Source organism: Lysinibacillus sp. NPDC095746, from assembly GCF_044763535.1.
Classification (GTDB): domain Bacteria; phylum Bacillota; class Bacilli; order Bacillales_A; family Planococcaceae; genus Lysinibacillus.
Window position 1 is genome coordinate 1 of sequence record NZ_JBIWGL010000025.1, and the last position, 16659, is coordinate 16659.

The 16659-nt window shown below is 37.8% G+C and carries 19 protein-coding genes; 17 read left to right on the forward strand and 2 right to left on the reverse strand.

Going from position 1 to position 16659, the window contains the following annotated elements; genetic code table 11:
- Nucleotides 1-479 precede the first annotated feature (479 nt).
- The 4 genes from ACIQ7N_RS17410 to ACIQ7N_RS17425 all read left to right on the forward strand — a co-directional run bounded on the left by ACIQ7N_RS17410 (nt 480) and on the right by ACIQ7N_RS17425 (nt 2292).
- A complete protein-coding gene (locus ACIQ7N_RS17410; protein ID WP_402934333.1) occupies nt 480-965 on the forward strand; it encodes a DedA family protein in 486 nt (161 codons plus the stop codon).
- Between the two features lie 177 nt (nt 966-1142).
- Nucleotides 1143-1370: a spore coat associated protein CotJA gene (locus ACIQ7N_RS17415; RefSeq protein ID WP_132356834.1), complete on the forward strand. Its 228-nt coding sequence runs from the start codon at nt 1143-1145 to the stop codon at nt 1368-1370.
- Nucleotides 1363-1626, forward strand: coding sequence for a spore coat protein CotJB (locus ACIQ7N_RS17420; protein ID WP_132356833.1), 264 nt, complete (start codon nt 1363-1365; stop codon nt 1624-1626). The genes ACIQ7N_RS17415 and ACIQ7N_RS17420 overlap by 8 nt, the downstream gene beginning before the upstream one ends.
- Before the next feature lie 96 nt (nt 1627-1722).
- Nucleotides 1723-2292 carry a manganese catalase family protein gene (locus tag ACIQ7N_RS17425; RefSeq protein ID WP_142509870.1) on the forward strand — a complete coding sequence of 190 codons (570 nt, stop codon included), beginning with the start codon at nt 1723-1725 and terminating at the stop codon, nt 2290-2292.
- Between the two features lie 309 nt (nt 2293-2601).
- On the opposite strand, the gene ACIQ7N_RS17430 is transcribed toward ACIQ7N_RS17425, so the two are convergent.
- Together ACIQ7N_RS17430 and ACIQ7N_RS17435 are read right to left on the reverse strand one after the other, a co-directional pair.
- On the reverse strand, nt 2602-3258 hold the full coding sequence (locus ACIQ7N_RS17430; protein WP_402934338.1) for a potassium channel family protein: 657 nt from the start codon (nt 3256-3258) through the stop codon (nt 2602-2604).
- Between the two features lie 25 nt (nt 3259-3283).
- Complete coding sequence (locus ACIQ7N_RS17435) at nt 3284-4621, reverse strand: TrkH family potassium uptake protein (protein ID WP_402934340.1); 1338 nt, start codon at nt 4619-4621, stop codon at nt 3284-3286.
- Nucleotides 4622-5090: 469 nt separating this feature from the next.
- Between ACIQ7N_RS17435 and rpsU the strand changes: the two genes are divergently transcribed.
- The 13 genes from rpsU (at nt 5091) to recO (ending at nt 16623) form a co-directional block, all read left to right on the forward strand.
- Nucleotides 5091-5264: a 30S ribosomal protein S21 gene (rpsU, locus tag ACIQ7N_RS17440; RefSeq protein ID WP_004227078.1), complete on the forward strand. Its 174-nt coding sequence runs from the start codon at nt 5091-5093 to the stop codon at nt 5262-5264.
- 311 nt (nt 5265-5575) lie between these two features.
- Nucleotides 5576-6907, forward strand: coding sequence for an NfeD family protein (locus ACIQ7N_RS17445; RefSeq protein ID WP_402934342.1), 1332 nt, complete (start codon nt 5576-5578; stop codon nt 6905-6907).
- Between the two features lie 3 nt (nt 6908-6910).
- Nucleotides 6911-7915, forward strand: a complete 1005-nt coding sequence (floA, locus tag ACIQ7N_RS17450) for a flotillin-like protein FloA (RefSeq protein ID WP_402934344.1) — start codon at nt 6911-6913, stop codon at nt 7913-7915.
- A 26-nt stretch (nt 7916-7941) separates the two neighbouring features.
- A complete protein-coding gene (locus ACIQ7N_RS17455) occupies nt 7942-8427 on the forward strand; it encodes a hypothetical protein (RefSeq protein ID WP_402934346.1) in 486 nt (161 codons plus the stop codon).
- A 54-nt stretch (nt 8428-8481) separates the two neighbouring features.
- Nucleotides 8482-8742 (forward strand): hypothetical protein, encoded by a 261-nt coding sequence (locus ACIQ7N_RS17460; protein WP_049663771.1) that lies wholly within the window; start codon nt 8482-8484, stop codon nt 8740-8742.
- The gene (locus tag ACIQ7N_RS17465; protein ID WP_402934349.1) at nt 8732-9850 is read left to right on the forward strand and encodes a sporulation protein YqfD; all 1119 of its coding nucleotides are present in this window, start codon (nt 8732-8734) and stop codon (nt 9848-9850) included. The genes ACIQ7N_RS17460 and ACIQ7N_RS17465 overlap by 11 nt, the downstream gene beginning before the upstream one ends.
- A 2-nt stretch (nt 9851-9852) precedes the next feature.
- Nucleotides 9853-10809, forward strand: a complete 957-nt coding sequence (locus ACIQ7N_RS17470; RefSeq protein ID WP_248716559.1) for a PhoH family protein — start codon at nt 9853-9855, stop codon at nt 10807-10809.
- Between the two features lie 255 nt (nt 10810-11064).
- A complete protein-coding gene (locus ACIQ7N_RS17475; RefSeq protein WP_402934352.1) occupies nt 11065-13185 on the forward strand; it encodes an HD family phosphohydrolase in 2121 nt (706 codons plus the stop codon).
- 8 nt (nt 13186-13193) lie between these two features.
- Nucleotides 13194-13667, forward strand: a complete 474-nt coding sequence (ybeY, locus tag ACIQ7N_RS17480; RefSeq protein ID WP_132356823.1) for an rRNA maturation RNase YbeY — start codon at nt 13194-13196, stop codon at nt 13665-13667.
- The gene (locus tag ACIQ7N_RS17485; RefSeq protein WP_132356822.1) at nt 13668-14018 is read left to right on the forward strand and encodes a diacylglycerol kinase family protein; all 351 of its coding nucleotides are present in this window, start codon (nt 13668-13670) and stop codon (nt 14016-14018) included. It abuts the gene before it with no gap.
- Nucleotides 14019-14124: 106 nt separating this feature from the next.
- On the forward strand, nt 14125-14538 hold the full coding sequence (locus ACIQ7N_RS17490; protein ID WP_142509859.1) for a cytidine deaminase: 414 nt from the start codon (nt 14125-14127) through the stop codon (nt 14536-14538).
- Nucleotides 14525-15442 carry a GTPase Era gene (gene era / locus ACIQ7N_RS17495; protein WP_132356820.1) on the forward strand — a complete coding sequence of 306 codons (918 nt, stop codon included), beginning with the start codon at nt 14525-14527 and terminating at the stop codon, nt 15440-15442. Before ACIQ7N_RS17490 ends, era begins: the two co-directional genes overlap by 14 nt.
- A gap of 386 nt (nt 15443-15828) precedes the next feature.
- Nucleotides 15829-16623: a DNA repair protein RecO gene (gene recO, locus ACIQ7N_RS17500; protein WP_248716555.1), complete on the forward strand. Its 795-nt coding sequence runs from the start codon at nt 15829-15831 to the stop codon at nt 16621-16623.
- Nucleotides 16624-16659 lie beyond the last annotated feature (36 nt).

Sequence of the window (16659 nt, forward strand, 5' to 3'; positions counted from 1 at the left end):
ATCACAAACTCAAGCAGCATAATTTTTAAAAACGTAAATTTTCTTAATAGGAGCAGTCTAAGCTCTTGAAAAAAGTGATTTATGAAATTGATTCAGATAAAAAATATAGTTATTGGACTGAAATTTTTTCTTTATAGGAACTTTGTATAGATACGAACCGACTTCTTACATAATTTAGTAACATCGATAACATAAAGTATTGTAAAATCAACGGGTCAATCATTCGTTAACTACTATATTTTCGTCTGAGTTGCCTCTCAAATTTTTAACTTCTTTCAACAAATGTTTTGGCAACGAAAGCGAAGCATCAGTTACAAAAGTCAATGCGGAATTAAGTTACTTTTCAGCGGTTGTACAAACATCTGCTATTATGCCAAGGTATAATTGATTAATCATCCCGGTGTTTTAATAAGCAAAAATGGGGTAATATAGATATTTGATAAAAGTAACGAATTGTATTAAAAAAGGAGAAACTATCCGTGGAATTCATAAGCAGTTTTATAAGTCAATATGGATATATTGCTATATTTTTACTTTTATCTTTAGGGATAATTGGCTTACCTGTCCCAGATGAAATCTTGATGACGTTTGTGGGATATATGTGTCAAGAGGGGCATTTAAACTATCTATTGAGTATACTTTTAAGTTTTCTAGGCTCAGCTACTGGTATGATCATTAGCTATTTAATTGGTAATAAATTAGGGAAACCTATAATATTAAAATATGGGAAATGGATTGGTCTCAATAATAAACGGTTTGTTAAAGTTGAACGATGGTTTCATCGTTTTGGACCATGGACAATAATTATCGGATATTATGTTCCAGGTATTAGACATGTTACAAGTTACATGTCTGGAATAACTCAGATGAAATTTAGGACTTATCTTGCTTTCGCTTGTTTTGGCGCTTTGACATGGGTCATTATTTTTATTTCTATAGGTTATTTTCTTGGTATAACTTTATAAAAATGCATAAGAGGTACAAAAACAGCTCGCGTTTTCGAAATGCGAGCTACTTTTGTGTTCTTTGTACGCGAGTGCTTACTAAATGTCACTTCCTTCTGATCCAAACACTACTTGAATAAAAATTTCATCTACCTCATATACTCCACTGATGTAATTGATTACAGAAGGGAGGATACAATGTTCACTCAATTTAAATATTGGAAGCCTTATATTAGCCCATTCGATCCATGTCCACCTATAAGGGTTAAAAGTTTTTCTACACCACCCCAATTGTATATAGGTTTTCAACCACCTGGGCTACCACAATTTCAAACCCCTCAAGAAGCTCTTAGATCCGGCACATTATGGCCTCAATTATTTAGCCCCTATCCAAATCCCCAAAAAGGAGGGATGAAGAATGAGTAAAGAAATGCCACCAGAATTTTATAAGCTACTTGAAGAAATACAAGCAATTGATTTTGTAATAGTGGAATTAAATCTTTATTTAGATACTCATCCTTACGATTATGATGCTATCCAGCAATTTAATGAAAACACTGAAATAAGCATGCGACTTAAGGTTGAATTTGAGCAAAAATTCGGTCCGCTTATGAATTTTGGGAGAAGTTATTCAAATTATCCTTTTAATTGGATAGATACACCTTGGCCATGGCAAGTTTAACTTTATTAGCAAATGTTTGGGTAGCGAAAGCAAGCTATAAATGTTTTGATATTATGCCTAGGTATAATTGATTATGAGTAACTAGGAGGAATTTTTTTGTGGTATTACGAAAAGAAGCTCCAGTATCCAGTAAGGGTGAGTACATGTAACCCAATGTTAGCTAAGTATTTAATTGAGCAGTATGGTGGTGCGGATGGAGAATTAGCAGCGGCACTTCGATATATGAATCAGCGCTATACTATTCCAGATAAAGTGGTTGGTTTGTTGACAGATATAGCTACAGAGGAATTTTCTCATTTGGAAATGATTGCCACGATGGTTTATAAACTTACAAAGGATGCCACTCCAGAGATGCTGAAAGAGGCAGGTCTTGGAGAACATTATGTCAATCATGACAGAGCATTATTTTATCAGAATGCAGCTGGATCACCGTTTACGGCAACTTATATTCAGGCTAAAGGGGATCCGATTGCTGATTTGTACGAGGATATTGCGGCTGAAGAAAAGGCACGAGCGACATATCAGTGGATTATTGATTTATCAGATGACACAGACTTGAATGATAGCTTGAAATTTTTACGCGAACGAGAAATCGTCCATTCTCTACGTTTCAGAGAGGCGGTAGAGATTTTAAAAGACGATAGGGATAGCAAGAAAGTCTTTTAATTGCCTCCATCATTATTTTTTGTAAACGACAGCAAATCGATAGGTACAAGTGTTAGTTTCTTTTCAATGGAAGTTCAAACCGCTACTGACATAGGAGAACTCAGGCCACGTCCTGTGGAAAAAATTGTACAAGGCAAAGCACAATGTCCACTATAGAGGCATTGTTTAACTAGGTGACAATGACAAATGTTTACTGTCCGAAAGCAAGGCGACAGCGGCGATTATGCCGAAGCATAATTGATAAAATATAGCAGGCTGTTTCAGGGGGGAATTACCTTTTGGCGCAGCCTTTTTTCATTTATGCTTTTTCTATTCAATATTTGAAAATACAGTGAGATCCTTTCTATGCCCAATCATAACTAATATATCTTTTTCCTCAATAATCTCATCTGGAGAGGGTAAAATGGTAATATTACCGTCTCGAACTATGGCGATAACACTGACATTATATTTAGCTCGAATGTCTAAATTCCGTAAATTATGGCCAGCCATTTTAGAAGGAATCATAATTTCCTCTATACTGTATTCTTTTGATAATTCAATGTAATTTAGCATATTCGGTGAAAGTAGCTGATTGGCTACACGTTCCCCCATATCCCTCTCAGGGTAAATAACCCATTCAGCACCCACCTTATCTAAAACTTGTCCATGTCTTTTTCCAAGAGCCTTTGCAATTATTTTTTTGATACCTAGCTCCTTTAATAAGGAAACAGTTAAAATACTAGATTGCATATCAATACCTATAGCAACAATGACACAATCGAAATTTCTTATCCCAATGGAGTTAAGAGCTTTTTCTTCTGTCGTATCGGCAACTACTGCATGTGTAACATATTGTTCGGCATCTTCAACTCTTTCCTCGTTAATATCGATTCCTAAAACTTCGTGGCCAGCTTCATACAACTTGCGTGCTACACTAACGCCAAACCTACCAAGACCTATAACAGCATATTGTTTGATAGACATTGTACACATCGCTCCTTTATCATCGTTATCCAATCATAATATTTCCTTTTGGATGACGGAAAGCCTCTTTTTTCCGTCGATTTGTAATGGCAAAAGCAATTGTTAAAGGGCCTAATCTTCCGATAAACATCGTTAATATGATAAGAAGACGGCCACCAATTGATAGCTCGGGCGTTAGCCCCATTGAAAGTCCAGCTGTTCCAAATGCAGAAGTAGCCTCAAATAAATACATCATAAAACTATGACGTTGTTCAATGATACTTAAGACAATGGTAACAAGTACGACAATCATCATCCCACACATTGTGACTGTTAAAGCTTTTAAAATTGTTTCATGAACGATTCTACGTCTAAAAAGCACAACATCTTCTTGCCCTTTTAATTGAGACCACATCGTAGCAACTAAAACAGCAAAAGTCGTTATTTTAATACCACCAGCTGTTGATCCAGAACCGCCTCCGATAAACATTAGCCAAATGATTAAAAATAATGTTGAATGTGTTAAATCACCAATAGGAAGGGTATTAGAGCCAGCAGTTCTTGGTGTAACCGCTTGGTATAATGAACCAAGAATTTTGCCCCATCCAGATAGTTGCCCAAGGGTTTTACTATTTCCGTATTCAAATAAGAAAATTAAAAGTGTCGAGCCGACTGTTAAAATAAGCGTTGTCGTTAATACAATTTTTGTGTGCACTGAAAGTCGTTTCGTTTCACGGTATTCATAAAGTTCATTTATAACAATAAACCCTAAGCCTCCAATCGTAATAAGTGCACAAATAGTTATTACTACGAAAGGATCATCTACGTACTCTGTTAAGCTCTTAAACCCACCCATTAAATCAAATCCTGCATTATTAAAATTCGATATGGCATGGAAAAATCCGAAATAAATGGCCTTACCTACTGGCATATCGAATGAAAAACGAATAGATAAAATGACACCACCTATAAATTCAATCAGTGCGGTAAATAACAGTATCCTTTTAACTAATTTAACTAGACCAGCAATTGTAATGTTATTAAATGCTTCCTTTAACAAAAGCCTTTCTTTTAAAGAGATTTTTTTCCCTAATAGCAAAAATAATAACGTCGCGAACGTCATAAAGCCCAATCCACCAATTTGGATAAGAAACAGAATAACTAATTCCCCAAATATCGAAAATGTATCACCGGTATCTACAACAACGAGTCCTGTTACACAGGTAGCAGAGGTCGCAGTAAATAAAGCCTCTAAAAATGAAAGACCTTTACTATCGACAGTTGCAACGGGGAGCATTAACAAAAATGTTCCGATTGAAATGATGACGGCGAAGCCTAGCACAAGTATTTTTGGAGGATTTAATTTATTTTTAAATGTTTTCATTTTTTCTCCTCATTAAACCTTTCATTTAAATTCTTTCAGTAGGTGTCTAAACATCCGCTGAAAAAGAACGCCACGCCCTGGGCATTTATCTACAAGTTATAGCTTCTGCTCAAAAACATCTGTAGCTGTCGCTTTGCTTTCGCTACAAAAAACATCTGTAGCTGTCGCTTTGCTTTCGCTACAAAAAACATCTGTAGCTGTCGCTTTGCTTTCGCGCACAACTACAAGTCTAAGCTCAAAGCTAATTCTGGGCGCAATTATGCCGAGATATAATGGATCACTTTGTATGTTTATGGTGTCCAAAAGCAAGCTGAAAATTCTTAAGGTAATAAAACCAAAAATTCATCGGATTAATTCGTACACTTTCTATTGACCATTTTTAGACAATACGTTATAATTCTTTAGTACACAGCAAATGGTTATTTGCCTATTTGTGTATTGACGTGTGTTCGGAGGGAGGGAAAGAGAGATGTCAAAAACTGTCGTTCGCAAAAACGAATCGCTTGAAGATGCTCTTCGCCGCTTCAAACGTACTGTATCAAAAAGTGGTACAATTCAAGAAGTTAGAAAGCGCGAGTTCTACGAAAAACCTAGCGTAAAACGTAAAAAGAAATCAGAAGCTGCACGTAAACGTAAGTGGTAATTTAATTTCCCATTAAAAATCCCTACGTTCATAACACGCAATTGTATGATTCACTGAGCAGACAAAGATATACCTGAAATTAATCGCATGTCGGTTAATTTCAGGTATTTTACTTTAAGCACTCAAATTTACGTACATATTGAAGAAGCCGAATGTGATCCCTGAGATTCATTCGGCTTTTATGTTATATTCTGATTGTATAAACGTAAATTAATAATTTACGGTATAATAAAATTATTAGGATTTTTGAAACTTTTCGGTTAGTCAGTCGTATATACAGGAGAGAAGCATGTTAGAAGGGAGGGAAAAAGATGCGGAGACGAAGAATCCTCAGTTATTTAATAGTTATTTGGATGACATTTTTGTTAGCGTTTCCATTAACGTCGGCTTTTGCAAGTAGTAAGGTGTACCACATACCTATTCATAATGAAGTAGAACGAGGACTTCACGCATTTTTAGAACGAGCTTTTAAAGAGGCGGAAGAAAACTATGCAGAGGCGATTATTTTAGACATTCATACGCCCGGCGGTTTCGTGAATGCGGCAGGTGATATTGCTATGCTTATGGATGCAACGGATATACGTACGATTGCGTATATTAACAAAGACGCGCATTCTGCAGGTGCCTTTTTAGCCTTACATGCGGATGAAATCTATATGGTGCCAAATGGAACGATCGGGGCGGCTGCAGTGATTGATTCAGCAGGAAATGCAGCAGACTTAAAGGCTCATAGTGCATGGGTTGCTCAAATGGAGGCAGCTGCAGAATCGAAAAATAATCGTAAGCCGATTTATGCACGAGCGATGGCTGATGCATCTGTTGATTTACCAGATTTTCGAGCAGGAAAAGGGAAATTATTAACTTTATCTGCTTCGGAGGCAGAAAAAGTTGGTTATTCTAATGGAACGGTTTCGAATTTCCAGGATCTTTTAAAAGCTACCCAACTAAATGGTAGTGATATCATTCCAGTTGAACCTACTTTTGCTGAAAAACTTGCTCGATTTATTACGAATCCGATTATAGTTCCGATTTTATTGTCGATTGCAAGCTTGGGACTTGTAGTTGAGCTTTATTCGCCAGGTTTTGGTGTTCCAGGTATAATGGGATTGTCAGCACTTGGATTATTTTTCTTCGGTCATATGGTGGCGGGTTTAGCAGGTTATGAGACATTACTTTTGTTTATTGTAGGCTTAGCGCTTATTATAGCCGAGTTTTTTGTTCCCGGAGGTATTGTTGGTATTTTAGGTGGTGTGTTAATCTTACTAAGTCTAATACTGGCAGGTGCAAACGTGATGCAAATGCTTGTAGCGATTTTCATTGCGCTTGTTGTAGCGATAATAGGAATGGTGATCCTGATGAAATTTTTTGGTAAAAAATTGCATGTTTTAAACAAGCTAGTCTTGACGGATGCGACAACAACGGAAGAGGGCTATGTATCTAACGTGAATCGCACAGAGTTGCTCGGAAAAGTAGGTACAACGGTTACACCGCTTCGTCCGGCAGGTACAATGCTATTTGGTAGTGAACGTATTGACGTAGTATCGGAAGGTGGCTATGTTGATGCTGGGAAACATGTAGAAGTTATTAAAGTAGAGGGCTCACGTATTGTTGTGAGACAAACAGAAAAAGAGATGGAGGAATAGCAAATGGGATTTGATTTAGCTTTAATAGGTCCAATTGCAGGGCTCGTCATATTATTTATTGTTGTCGCGGTATTCTTTACCTTTGTACCAGTGGCTCTGTGGATTTCTGCACTTGCTGCAGGTGTCCGCGTTAGTATTTTCACATTAATCGGTATGCGATTACGTCGTGTAATCCCATCACGAATTGTGAACCCATTAATTAAAGCGCATAAAGCAGGTTTACCTGTGACTATTAATCAATTAGAAAGCCACTATCTAGCAGGTGGTAATGTTGACCGAGTTGTCAATGCGTTAATCGCAGCTCATCGTGCAAATATCGAGTTAACATTTGAACGTTGTGCGGCAATTGATTTAGCGGGGCGTGATGTATTAGAAGCTGTACAAATGTCTGTTAACCCGAAAGTTATTGAAACACCATTTATTGCAGGTGTTGCGATGAACGGGATTGAAGTAAAAGCGAAGGCACGTATTACAGTGCGCGCAAACATTGAACGTTTAGTCGGTGGTGCTGGTGAAGAAACGGTTATTGCCCGTGTAGGTGAGGGGATTGTTTCTACAATTGGTAGCGCCTCTAGTCATACGACAGTTCTTGAAAATCCTGATATGATTTCTCAAACTGTATTAGCAAAAGGCTTAGATTCTGGAACAGCATTTGAAATCTTATCGATCGATATTGCAGACGTTGATATCGGCAAAAACATTGGTGCTGAATTACAAATTGAACAAGCTCAGGCTGATAAAAACATCGCCCAAGCGAAAGCTGAAGAACGTCGTGCAATGGCTGTAGCGAACGAGCAAGAAATGATTGCACGCGTACAAGAGATGAAGGCAAAAGTAGTAGAAGCAGAAGCTGAAGTACCGCAGGCGATGGCCGAAGCTTTACGTTCGGGTAATCTTGGTATTATGGATTATATGAACTACCGCAACATTCAAGCAGATACAGCTATGCGAGACTCTATTTCTAAAGTAAGCTCAGATAAATCAGAAAAAAATGAACCTAACGAATAAAAAACGGAAAGGAGCGGTACTAATAAGTGGAACAATTAATTATATTTGTGATAATTGCCATAGTCAGCTCTATTTTCGGTAAAGCAAGAAAGAAAGAACAAACACCAATGCCTCCTTTTAATAAGGATTCACATGTTGATCCTCCTGTTATAAAAAAAGCAGAGATGACTTCAGAGCAACCTGCTTCTAAGTCCCAGAGCTTTGAGGACTTTGCACGTGAATTTTTAGGTGAATGGAAAAATGAACAACCTAAAGTGGAAGAGCCGAAAAAAATTGTCGAAGAAACAGGGAATAAGGACATTCCTAGCTATGCAGCTCCACCGTTAATCCCAACTGACAAAGTGAGTCGTACTTCGAATCGAGAAAGTATCGGTCGTTTAGCGGCTGGGAAAAAAGCTGCGGGAATAGCTGAATCGCAATCTGCTTTTCAATTACCAACATCAAAAAAATCATTAATGCAGGCTGTTGTAATGGCAGAAGTTTTAGGTCCTCCTAAAGCAAAAAGAAAATAACTAGCATGTCCTCCTTATTCGATGCATATATTGCCGAAGAAGGAGGCATTTTTTATGAGAAAACTATTTCAATTAACGCCACTACTTGAATTATTACAATATGATACATTAAAAATCATTGGCCCATATCGTTTTCTACATGCTGATGCTTCATCATGCTCTTTTATTTATGCAGACTATCATATTACTGTGCGTGGGAAATCAGTGGAAATTAATGCTCTTAAAGAAGAAATGCTTCATCTTTCTGTAGAGGATTTGCAGGAGCTTCATCTGAAAATGACAAAGGATATGGGTGTGAGCGATAATGTGGAATAATCGGCCAATTATCATACGTATAAAGCGCCATGAAAATGTTCATCCTTTTATTCAAGCATTGCATGCACAACATGTGCCATTGAAGCGGATTGTCTTTCGTGAGCAAGAGGTTACTTTTGAAACAACGATGCATTATCTACCAAAGATACGCCGAGTACGTAGTCGATACCGACTGAAAATGGCTATCTATTATGCAGATGAGCTTCAAGTTTTTCGAGCGCAGCTTTGGACTTTACTTGGTCTAGCGTTGATGATAGTAATACCATTGCTATGTGCACAGGTTATTTGGCGTATTGATATTAAAGCGGCAACGCCAGAGTTAGAGGAACGTCTAGGAAAGACCTTTCAAGATACATTTCAACTAGAAACACCCATTTCTAAAAAAGACTTACCCTCAGATGCTGTTATTCGTCAGAAGCTATTAGAAGGGCATCGAGATCTTTCATGGGTGCATATTGAAAAGTATGGTGGACGTGTAACTTTACGGCCTCAGGAATCTCCGAAACAAACTAAACAAACGAATGAGAAACTAGCAACGCATTTAGTAGCAACAAAAAGTGGTGTTATTACGAATTTTAATATTCAAAATGGTGAACGAAAAATTTCAGTCAACGATACTGCTTACGAAGGTGATGTTCTTGTAAGTGGCGTAATTGAAAGTGGCGAAGATCAAGTTTTTGTTGGGGCAAAGGGAGAGGTCTACGCTGATTATTGGCTCGAATGTTCATTTAAAATTCCAACAAAGCTAACGATGGAAACGCTACAACAGAAGCAGTGGCGTGTATTAGTGAAAGGCATTCATCAAGAAAAAGAAAAAGTTGACTATGTGCAAAAGAAAGATATACCAAGCTGGCTCGATCAGTATGTATCAATTGTTGAAGAGCAGTACACTAAAAAAGTGCAAGTGGAGCTTGATGAATCCAAAAAAGATTCACTGCTCTTACCATTACTTCATGAAAAGGTAATACGTTCATTACCTGCGAAAACGGTTATCAAAAAAGAAAACCTTTTACAGGTAAAGTGGGGGAATGGTACAGTTGAAGGGAAAGTTCTATTTTTAGTCAATGAAAACATTGCCAGTCCAATACAAGGCCCACAAGGAGAATGATTATGTCAGAACATTTAACTGTATTACAAGTGGATAATCCAAACGAAGCGGTTATGCTACTCGGAATTTCCGATGCAAATATGAAGTTAATCGAAGAGGCACTACAAGTCCACATTATTACACGTGGTGAACAAATTCAGCTTGCTGGTGAAGAGGATGCAAAGGAACATGCGACTTTCCTTTTACATGCTCTTCTAAAGGTCATTCGTAAAGGAATTAATATTGATCAGCGTGATGTTGCAACTGCTATTGAAATGACACAAAAAGGAACGATTGAATATTTTGCAGAACTTTATGATGAAGAAATTGCACGCACGACGAAAGGAAAGCCTATTCGTGCAAAAACAATCGGTCAACGTGAATACATACAAGCAATCCGCCATAAAGACGTTGTTTTTGGTATCGGTCCTGCTGGTACTGGGAAAACGTATTTAGCGGTAGTCATGGCAACGCAGGCGCTAAAAAATGGGCACGTTAAGCGTATTATTTTAACACGCCCTGCAGTAGAAGCAGGAGAGTCTCTAGGCTTTCTTCCGGGGGATTTGAAGGAAAAGGTAGATCCTTATTTACGACCTCTCTATGACGCTTTAAACGATATTTACGGGACAGAACAAACTCAAAGACTTATTGAACGAGGTACAATCGAAATTGCACCTTTAGCGTATATGCGAGGCCGTACATTAGACGATGCCTTTGTTATTTTAGATGAAGCTCAAAATACGACACATCAGCAAATGAAGATGTTTTTAACGCGACTAGGCTTTGGCTCAAAAATGGTCATTACCGGCGACAAAACACAAATTGACCTCCCGAAAAACACGGAATCTGGGTTAATCGTAGCAGAACGTACACTAAAGTATGTAAAATCAATACATTTCCAAATTTTAGAACAGGGCGATGTTGTACGCCACCCAATCGTAGCAAAAATCATCAAAGCCTACGAAGAACAGCAACTTTAATAGGACCGCTAGTGGTCCTATTAAAGTTTGCACCGAAAGTGGAGTGAAACGGAACGACAGGTGCAACTGAGTTTAGAAAATGTGCAGTGAAAGTAGCGACTGTGTAAAATTTAACAAACATGAAAACACTTGGAAAATGGAAAAATTTGTGACAGCTATACAAATTGTATAGCTGTTTTTTTGCTTTCTTATACATTTTTCGGGAAAAATGTTTTTTGAATTGGTATGATAGTAGATAGATAGAGGAGGTGCCGGATGGAGAAACAATTAAAAAAATTTACAGAACTTATTGGCTTCCGCTACTTTTTAATTGTCGTTCTCATCTTAACAGGAGCCCTACAATTTGCTTTTATGTATGGCAATGTTAAAGGTGTTACATATGATTTTAAACCATTACAATTAGCGCCTGAAACAGTACGGTCTACTAAAACGATAGAAGATACTTATAAAACACAGCAGGAACGAGAAAAAGCAGCAAATGCGGTTGCGCCAGTCTATCAATTTTCTGCTGATGTTGCTAAGCAGCGAGCTGCGATTGTAACGTCTTTATTTGACTATGTTCTTGACGTAAAGGCGGATGTTGAGAGTAGCAAAGAACCTATTCCAATTGCCGACCAAGTATCGAAGCTACGCAAAAAGTTTGAATCCATAGATTCAGAGCAAATGCCGATTATCTTTACCGATTCACAGCTAGAAGGATTGTTAGTACAAAGTGAAGCAGATTTAAAAAGAACAAGTACGCAACTTTCAAAATCTGTGCAGGAATATTTGCAAAAATCTATTCGATCAGAAACTGTATTTGCGGGTCAAAATGATTTTGAGACAAAAATTCGTGGACAACGTGGCTATCCAGATAAAATATTTAATACGGTAGTTTTAATTGGACGGACGAGTATTATCGAAAACGAAACTGTAAACGAAGAACAAACGAAAATTCGAAAGGATCAAGCGAAGGAATCGGTTGAACCAACTCGAATTCTTCAAGGGCAAATCATCGTACAGGAAGGTCAAATTATTGATAATGAGGCATTTCGTCAATTAGAACTTTTAGGTATGGTGAGTAATAAGGCATCGATGAAACCGATTGCAGGGCTGATTATTTTAATACTTTTGGAAATGACGTTTATGTTTGTTTTATTTGAACGTTCGGATACAGATGAGCACAAGAAACGTAATGCCTTGTTGGTGACAGTAATTGTTTATGGTTTATCCATCTTGCTGATGAAATTTATAAGCCTAGTATCTGGTGGCTTCGATGTTACGGTTGCCTTCCTTTTCCCAACAGCTTTGGCAACAATGCTTGTACGGCTCTTAGTGAATGATCGTGCTGCGGTTCTCATTACGGTTATGACAGCAGCATCTGCAGGTGTTATTTTTCAAGAGGGTTATTCATCTGTTATGCAGATGGAAATTACACTGTATATAATTTTTGGAGGCTTTGCGAGTTTATTCTTTTTAGGTAGTATGGAAAAGCGTTCGCATATTCTACATGCTGTAGGTGTTATAGGACTAGTAAATATGTCGTTTATCGCATTTTATTTACTGATGACACAATCTACTTACGGCTTATCAGAGTTATTGTATTACTTTATAGCGGCATTGATATCGGCGCTATTATCAGGTGCTCTTACAATGGGTCTGTTACCATTCTTTGAATCAGCATTTAGTTTATTGTCGTCGTTGCGTTTAATTGAATTATCAAACCCAAACCATCCGTTGCTGAAAAAATTACTAATGGAGGCTCCAGGAACATATCATCATAGTGTAATGGTGGCGAACTTAGCGGAGGCAGCATGTGAGGAAATTGGAGCAGATGGATTACTGGCTCGTGTAGGATGCTATTATCATGATATTGGTAAAACGAAGCGTCCTGCCTTTTTCATCGAGAATCAAATGTCTGGTATTAACCCACATGATTCATTGCCCCCAGAAAAAAGCGCGGAAATTATAATTGCACATACAACTGACGGAGCTGAAATGCTAAAACGTTATAAGATGCCACAGGAAATTATCGATATTGCCTTGCAGCATCACGGATCTAGTCTGTTAAAGTTCTTCTACTTTAAAGCGAAGGAAGAAGGAAAATGTTTAGATGATACAAAGTACAGATATCCAGGTCCGAAGCCACAAACGAAGGAAGCGGCAGTGATTAGCGTTGCAGATAGTGTTGAGGCAGCGGTGCGATCGATGAAGGAACCGAATGCAGAGAAAATTCAAAAGTTGGTACGCGCAATAATTGATGATCGAGTACAAGACAATCAATTTGATGAATGCGATATTTCAATAAAAGAGTTAAAATGTATAGAGCGAGTACTTTGTGAAACGTTGAATGGAATTTTCCACTCACGAATTGAATATCCAAAGGCAGATAAGTAGGAGGATCTATGATTTTAACAATTGATTTTACAGATGAAACAAATGAAGTGGCTGCTGAGCATATGGAGCTTGTTGAAAAGCTTTTGCAGCATGCTGCGAAAATAGAGAATATGGAGCCGGAAACAGAAGTGTCAGTAACGTTTGTTACAAATGATGCGATTCAAGAAATCAACCGAGAATATCGTGACAAGGATCAACCGACAGATGTTATTTCTTTTGCCTTGGAGGAGTTAGGTGAGGGAGAAATAGAAGTAACATTTGAAGGGATGCCCCGTGTGTTAGGAGATATTATTATTTCAACAGATCGTACGAAAGAACAAGCAGAAGAATACGGGCATACTTTTGAGCGGGAATTAGGCTTTTTAGCGGTTCACGGTTTCTTACATCTACTTGGCTATGATCATATGGTGCCAGAAGATGAAAAGGTGATGTTCGGTAAGCAGGATGAGATTTTACAAACTTTCGGCTTAGGACGAGAATAAATGAATGTTCGCAAATTCGTACGCTCATTTGGGTATGCCTTTAAAGGTATCATTACAGCCTGTACCGAGCAAAATTTTAAGTCCCACTTGCTAAGTGCAGGAATAGTTTTGATTGCTGGCTATTTTACGGATTTATCACATATTGAATGGTATATAGTGTTGCTATTAATAGCACTAATGTTAGTACTTGAAATGATTAATACTGCAATAGAACGAGTAGTGGATTTAGCTTCACCTAACATCCATCCGCTTGCAAAGCAGGCTAAAGATCTTGCAGCAGGCGCAGTACTTGTATTTGCGATATTCAGTGCTATAATCGGATTACTCATATTTATACCAAAATGGTTTTGATAGTACAAAAAATCATTAATCGGTCATGAAGTAGTAACAGTTGTGCTGAAGAAATATGATTCATTCAATTACGCCAAGGCGAAATGGATTTGTAGAGGAGAACATAATGACAATTGATATGCATGCATTACTAGAAGAATCAAAAAAAGCGCGTGAAAAGGCTTATGTACCTTATTCAAAATTTAAAGTTGGCGCGGCGATTTTAACGAAAAATGGAGAGGTTATTCATGGTTGCAATATTGAAAATGCTGGCTATAGTATGACCAATTGTGCTGAACGTACAGCCTTTTTCAAAGCTGTGTCAGAAGGTATTTATGATTTTGAGGCGATCGCTATAGTAGCTGATACGGATGGGCCATGTGCGCCATGCGGGGCTTGTCGTCAAGTGATGATGGAATTTTGCAAACCATCTATGCCTGTATATTTAACAAACTTAAAAGGTGATGTCACGGTAACGTCTGTAGGCGAATTACTACCGTTTGCATTCACAACGGAGGATTTAGAGAATGCTGGAAAATAATAATGGCTATAAGTCAGGTTTTATCTCCATAATCGGTCGACCAAATGTAGGGAAATCAACATTTTTAAACCGTGTTATAGGTCAAAAAATTGCGATTATGAGTGATAAACCACAAACAACACGAAATAAAGTACAAGGTGTACTAACAACAAATGATAGCCAAATGATTTTTATAGATACACCAGGAATCCACAAGCCAAAACATAAGCTAGGGGATTTTATGCTTAAGGTTTCTAAAAATACTTTGCGTGAAGTGGATGTTATTATGTTCATGGTAAATGCAGAGCAGAAACTTGGAAAAGGTGACGAATTTATCCTTGAAATGTTGGCGGGTAATCCAACGCCTGTCTTCCTAGTGATTAATAAAATCGATCAAATTCATCCTGATGAATTAATGGGGATTATTGAAAGTTACAAAGAGCGTTATGACTTTGCTGAAATAGTTCCGATTTCTGCATTACAAGGGAATAATGTTGAAAATTTATTAGCAACATTAGCGAAGTATTTACCAGAAGGCCCACAATATTACCCAGCTGATCAAGTAACAGATCATCCTGAGCGTTTTATTATTTCAGAGTTAATTCGTGAAAAAGTGTTACATTTAACGCGTGAAGAAATACCCCATTCCATTGCTGTTGTTATTGATAAAATTCGCCGTGATGAAGAAAATGAAGATAAAATTCGTGTAGCAGCAACAATTATCGTGGAAAGGGATTCTCAAAAAGGGATTGTCATTGGTAAACGTGGAGCGCTATTAAAAGAAGTAGGGATACGTGCAAGAAAAGATATTGAAATGCTTCTTGGTTCAAAAGTGTATTTAGAGCTTTGGGTAAAGGTACAAAAGGATTGGCGAAATAAATCAACACATTTACGTGACTTCGGTTTCCGTGATGATGAATATTAGTAGGAAAAGCTGTTAAGTTCCAAAGCAACTTACCAACATTCCTGTTTATCGCTGTAGTTTTAAATGGAGCTGTCCAATAATTATTGGAGAGCTCTATTTTCACTTCTTTCAGCAAGTGTTTTTTGTAGCGAAAGCAAAGCGACAGCTACAAGTGTTTTTTGTAGCGAAAGCAGAGCTACAGATATTTGGACACCGCTGAAATAGAGGAACGCAGTTTAAGGATGCCATATCTTGTAGCAATATAGCTGTGCGAAAGCGAACGACTGTGCAACACATGACTGAGTGACCAACATCGTGTTGCTGTCGCTACGTTAGCACTAAAGCCTCCGGACGCAATAATGCCGAGGCATAATTGATTGCGAAGCTTGTAGAAAGGAGGAGGATCGATGCTTCATAAATGGGAAGGAATTGTCCTAAAGGTGCGTGCCTATGGGGAATCAAATAAAATTGTAACATTACTAACAAGAGAAGCGGGAAAAGTTGCAACAATGGCTCGTGGAGCGAAGAAGCCTTCCAGTAGACTAGCATCTGTGACACAGCCATTTACGTATGGCATGTTTATGGTACAGCATCATACCGGTATGGGGACATTGCAACAAGGAGAGCATCTAAACTCAATGCGTCATATTCGTGAGGATATAATGGCAACGGCCTATGCAAGTTATATAATGGAGCTTGTCGAACGTGTAGTGGAAGAGGGGAAAACAGAGCCACTTGCATTTGATGTGCTCCTTCAAGCATTACAAGCAATTGAGGAAGGTTACGACCCGGAGGCCATTACATTGTTCGTTGAATGGAAAATGCTACCCTATACAGGTGTACAGCCTATATTACATGCTTGTGCTGCTTGTGGGGCAGTAGACGGTGAATTTGCATTTTCTTTTGTGCAGGGAGGTTTTTTGTGTCATCGTTGTTATCATCATGATCCTTATATCATTCGATTAACACCGACTCAGCTTAAGCTTATCCGAATGTTCTATACTGTACCAATTGACCAAATTGGGAAATTAGAATTAAAAAAGGAAACCAAATATTTTATTAAAAAAATAATTACAACAATTTACGAAGAACAAACAGGAATTCGTTTTAAGACTAAAAAATTTATTGAACAGCTTGAAAGAACGCCTGAATTTCAGTTAAGAACGAGTACCGATCAAGAAAAAAAGCCAGAAGACCATTAATTATGATCTTCTGGCATTTTACCTTTTATATTACAA

Coding starts and splice junctions, on each gene's coding strand:
- ACIQ7N_RS17445 (WP_402934342.1), top strand. CDS start 5,576: ATGCGGAGACGAAGAATCCTCAGTTATTTAATAGTTATTTGGATGACA.
- ACIQ7N_RS17465 (WP_402934349.1), top strand. CDS start 8,732: ATGTGGAATAATCGGCCAATTATCATACGTATAAAGCGCCATGAAAAT.
- era (WP_132356820.1), top strand. CDS start 14,525: ATGCTGGAAAATAATAATGGCTATAAGTCAGGTTTTATCTCCATAATC.
- ACIQ7N_RS17430 (WP_402934338.1), bottom strand. CDS start 3,258: ATGTCTATCAAACAATATGCTGTTATAGGTCTTGGTAGGTTTGGCGTT.
- ACIQ7N_RS17420 (WP_132356833.1), top strand. CDS start 1,363: ATGAGTAAAGAAATGCCACCAGAATTTTATAAGCTACTTGAAGAAATA.
- floA (WP_402934344.1), top strand. CDS start 6,911: ATGGGATTTGATTTAGCTTTAATAGGTCCAATTGCAGGGCTCGTCATA.
- ACIQ7N_RS17470 (WP_248716559.1), top strand. CDS start 9,853: ATGTCAGAACATTTAACTGTATTACAAGTGGATAATCCAAACGAAGCG.
- ACIQ7N_RS17415 (WP_132356834.1), top strand. CDS start 1,143: ATGTTCACTCAATTTAAATATTGGAAGCCTTATATTAGCCCATTCGAT.
- ACIQ7N_RS17460 (WP_049663771.1), top strand. CDS start 8,482: ATGAGAAAACTATTTCAATTAACGCCACTACTTGAATTATTACAATAT.
- ACIQ7N_RS17490 (WP_142509859.1), top strand. CDS start 14,125: ATGACAATTGATATGCATGCATTACTAGAAGAATCAAAAAAAGCGCGT.
- recO (WP_248716555.1), top strand. CDS start 15,829: ATGCTTCATAAATGGGAAGGAATTGTCCTAAAGGTGCGTGCCTATGGG.
- ybeY (WP_132356823.1), top strand. CDS start 13,194: ATGATTTTAACAATTGATTTTACAGATGAAACAAATGAAGTGGCTGCT.
- ACIQ7N_RS17475 (WP_402934352.1), top strand. CDS start 11,065: ATGGAGAAACAATTAAAAAAATTTACAGAACTTATTGGCTTCCGCTAC.
- ACIQ7N_RS17435 (WP_402934340.1), bottom strand. CDS start 4,621: ATGAAAACATTTAAAAATAAATTAAATCCTCCAAAAATACTTGTGCTA.
- ACIQ7N_RS17485 (WP_132356822.1), top strand. CDS start 13,668: ATGAATGTTCGCAAATTCGTACGCTCATTTGGGTATGCCTTTAAAGGT.
- rpsU (WP_004227078.1), top strand. CDS start 5,091: ATGTCAAAAACTGTCGTTCGCAAAAACGAATCGCTTGAAGATGCTCTT.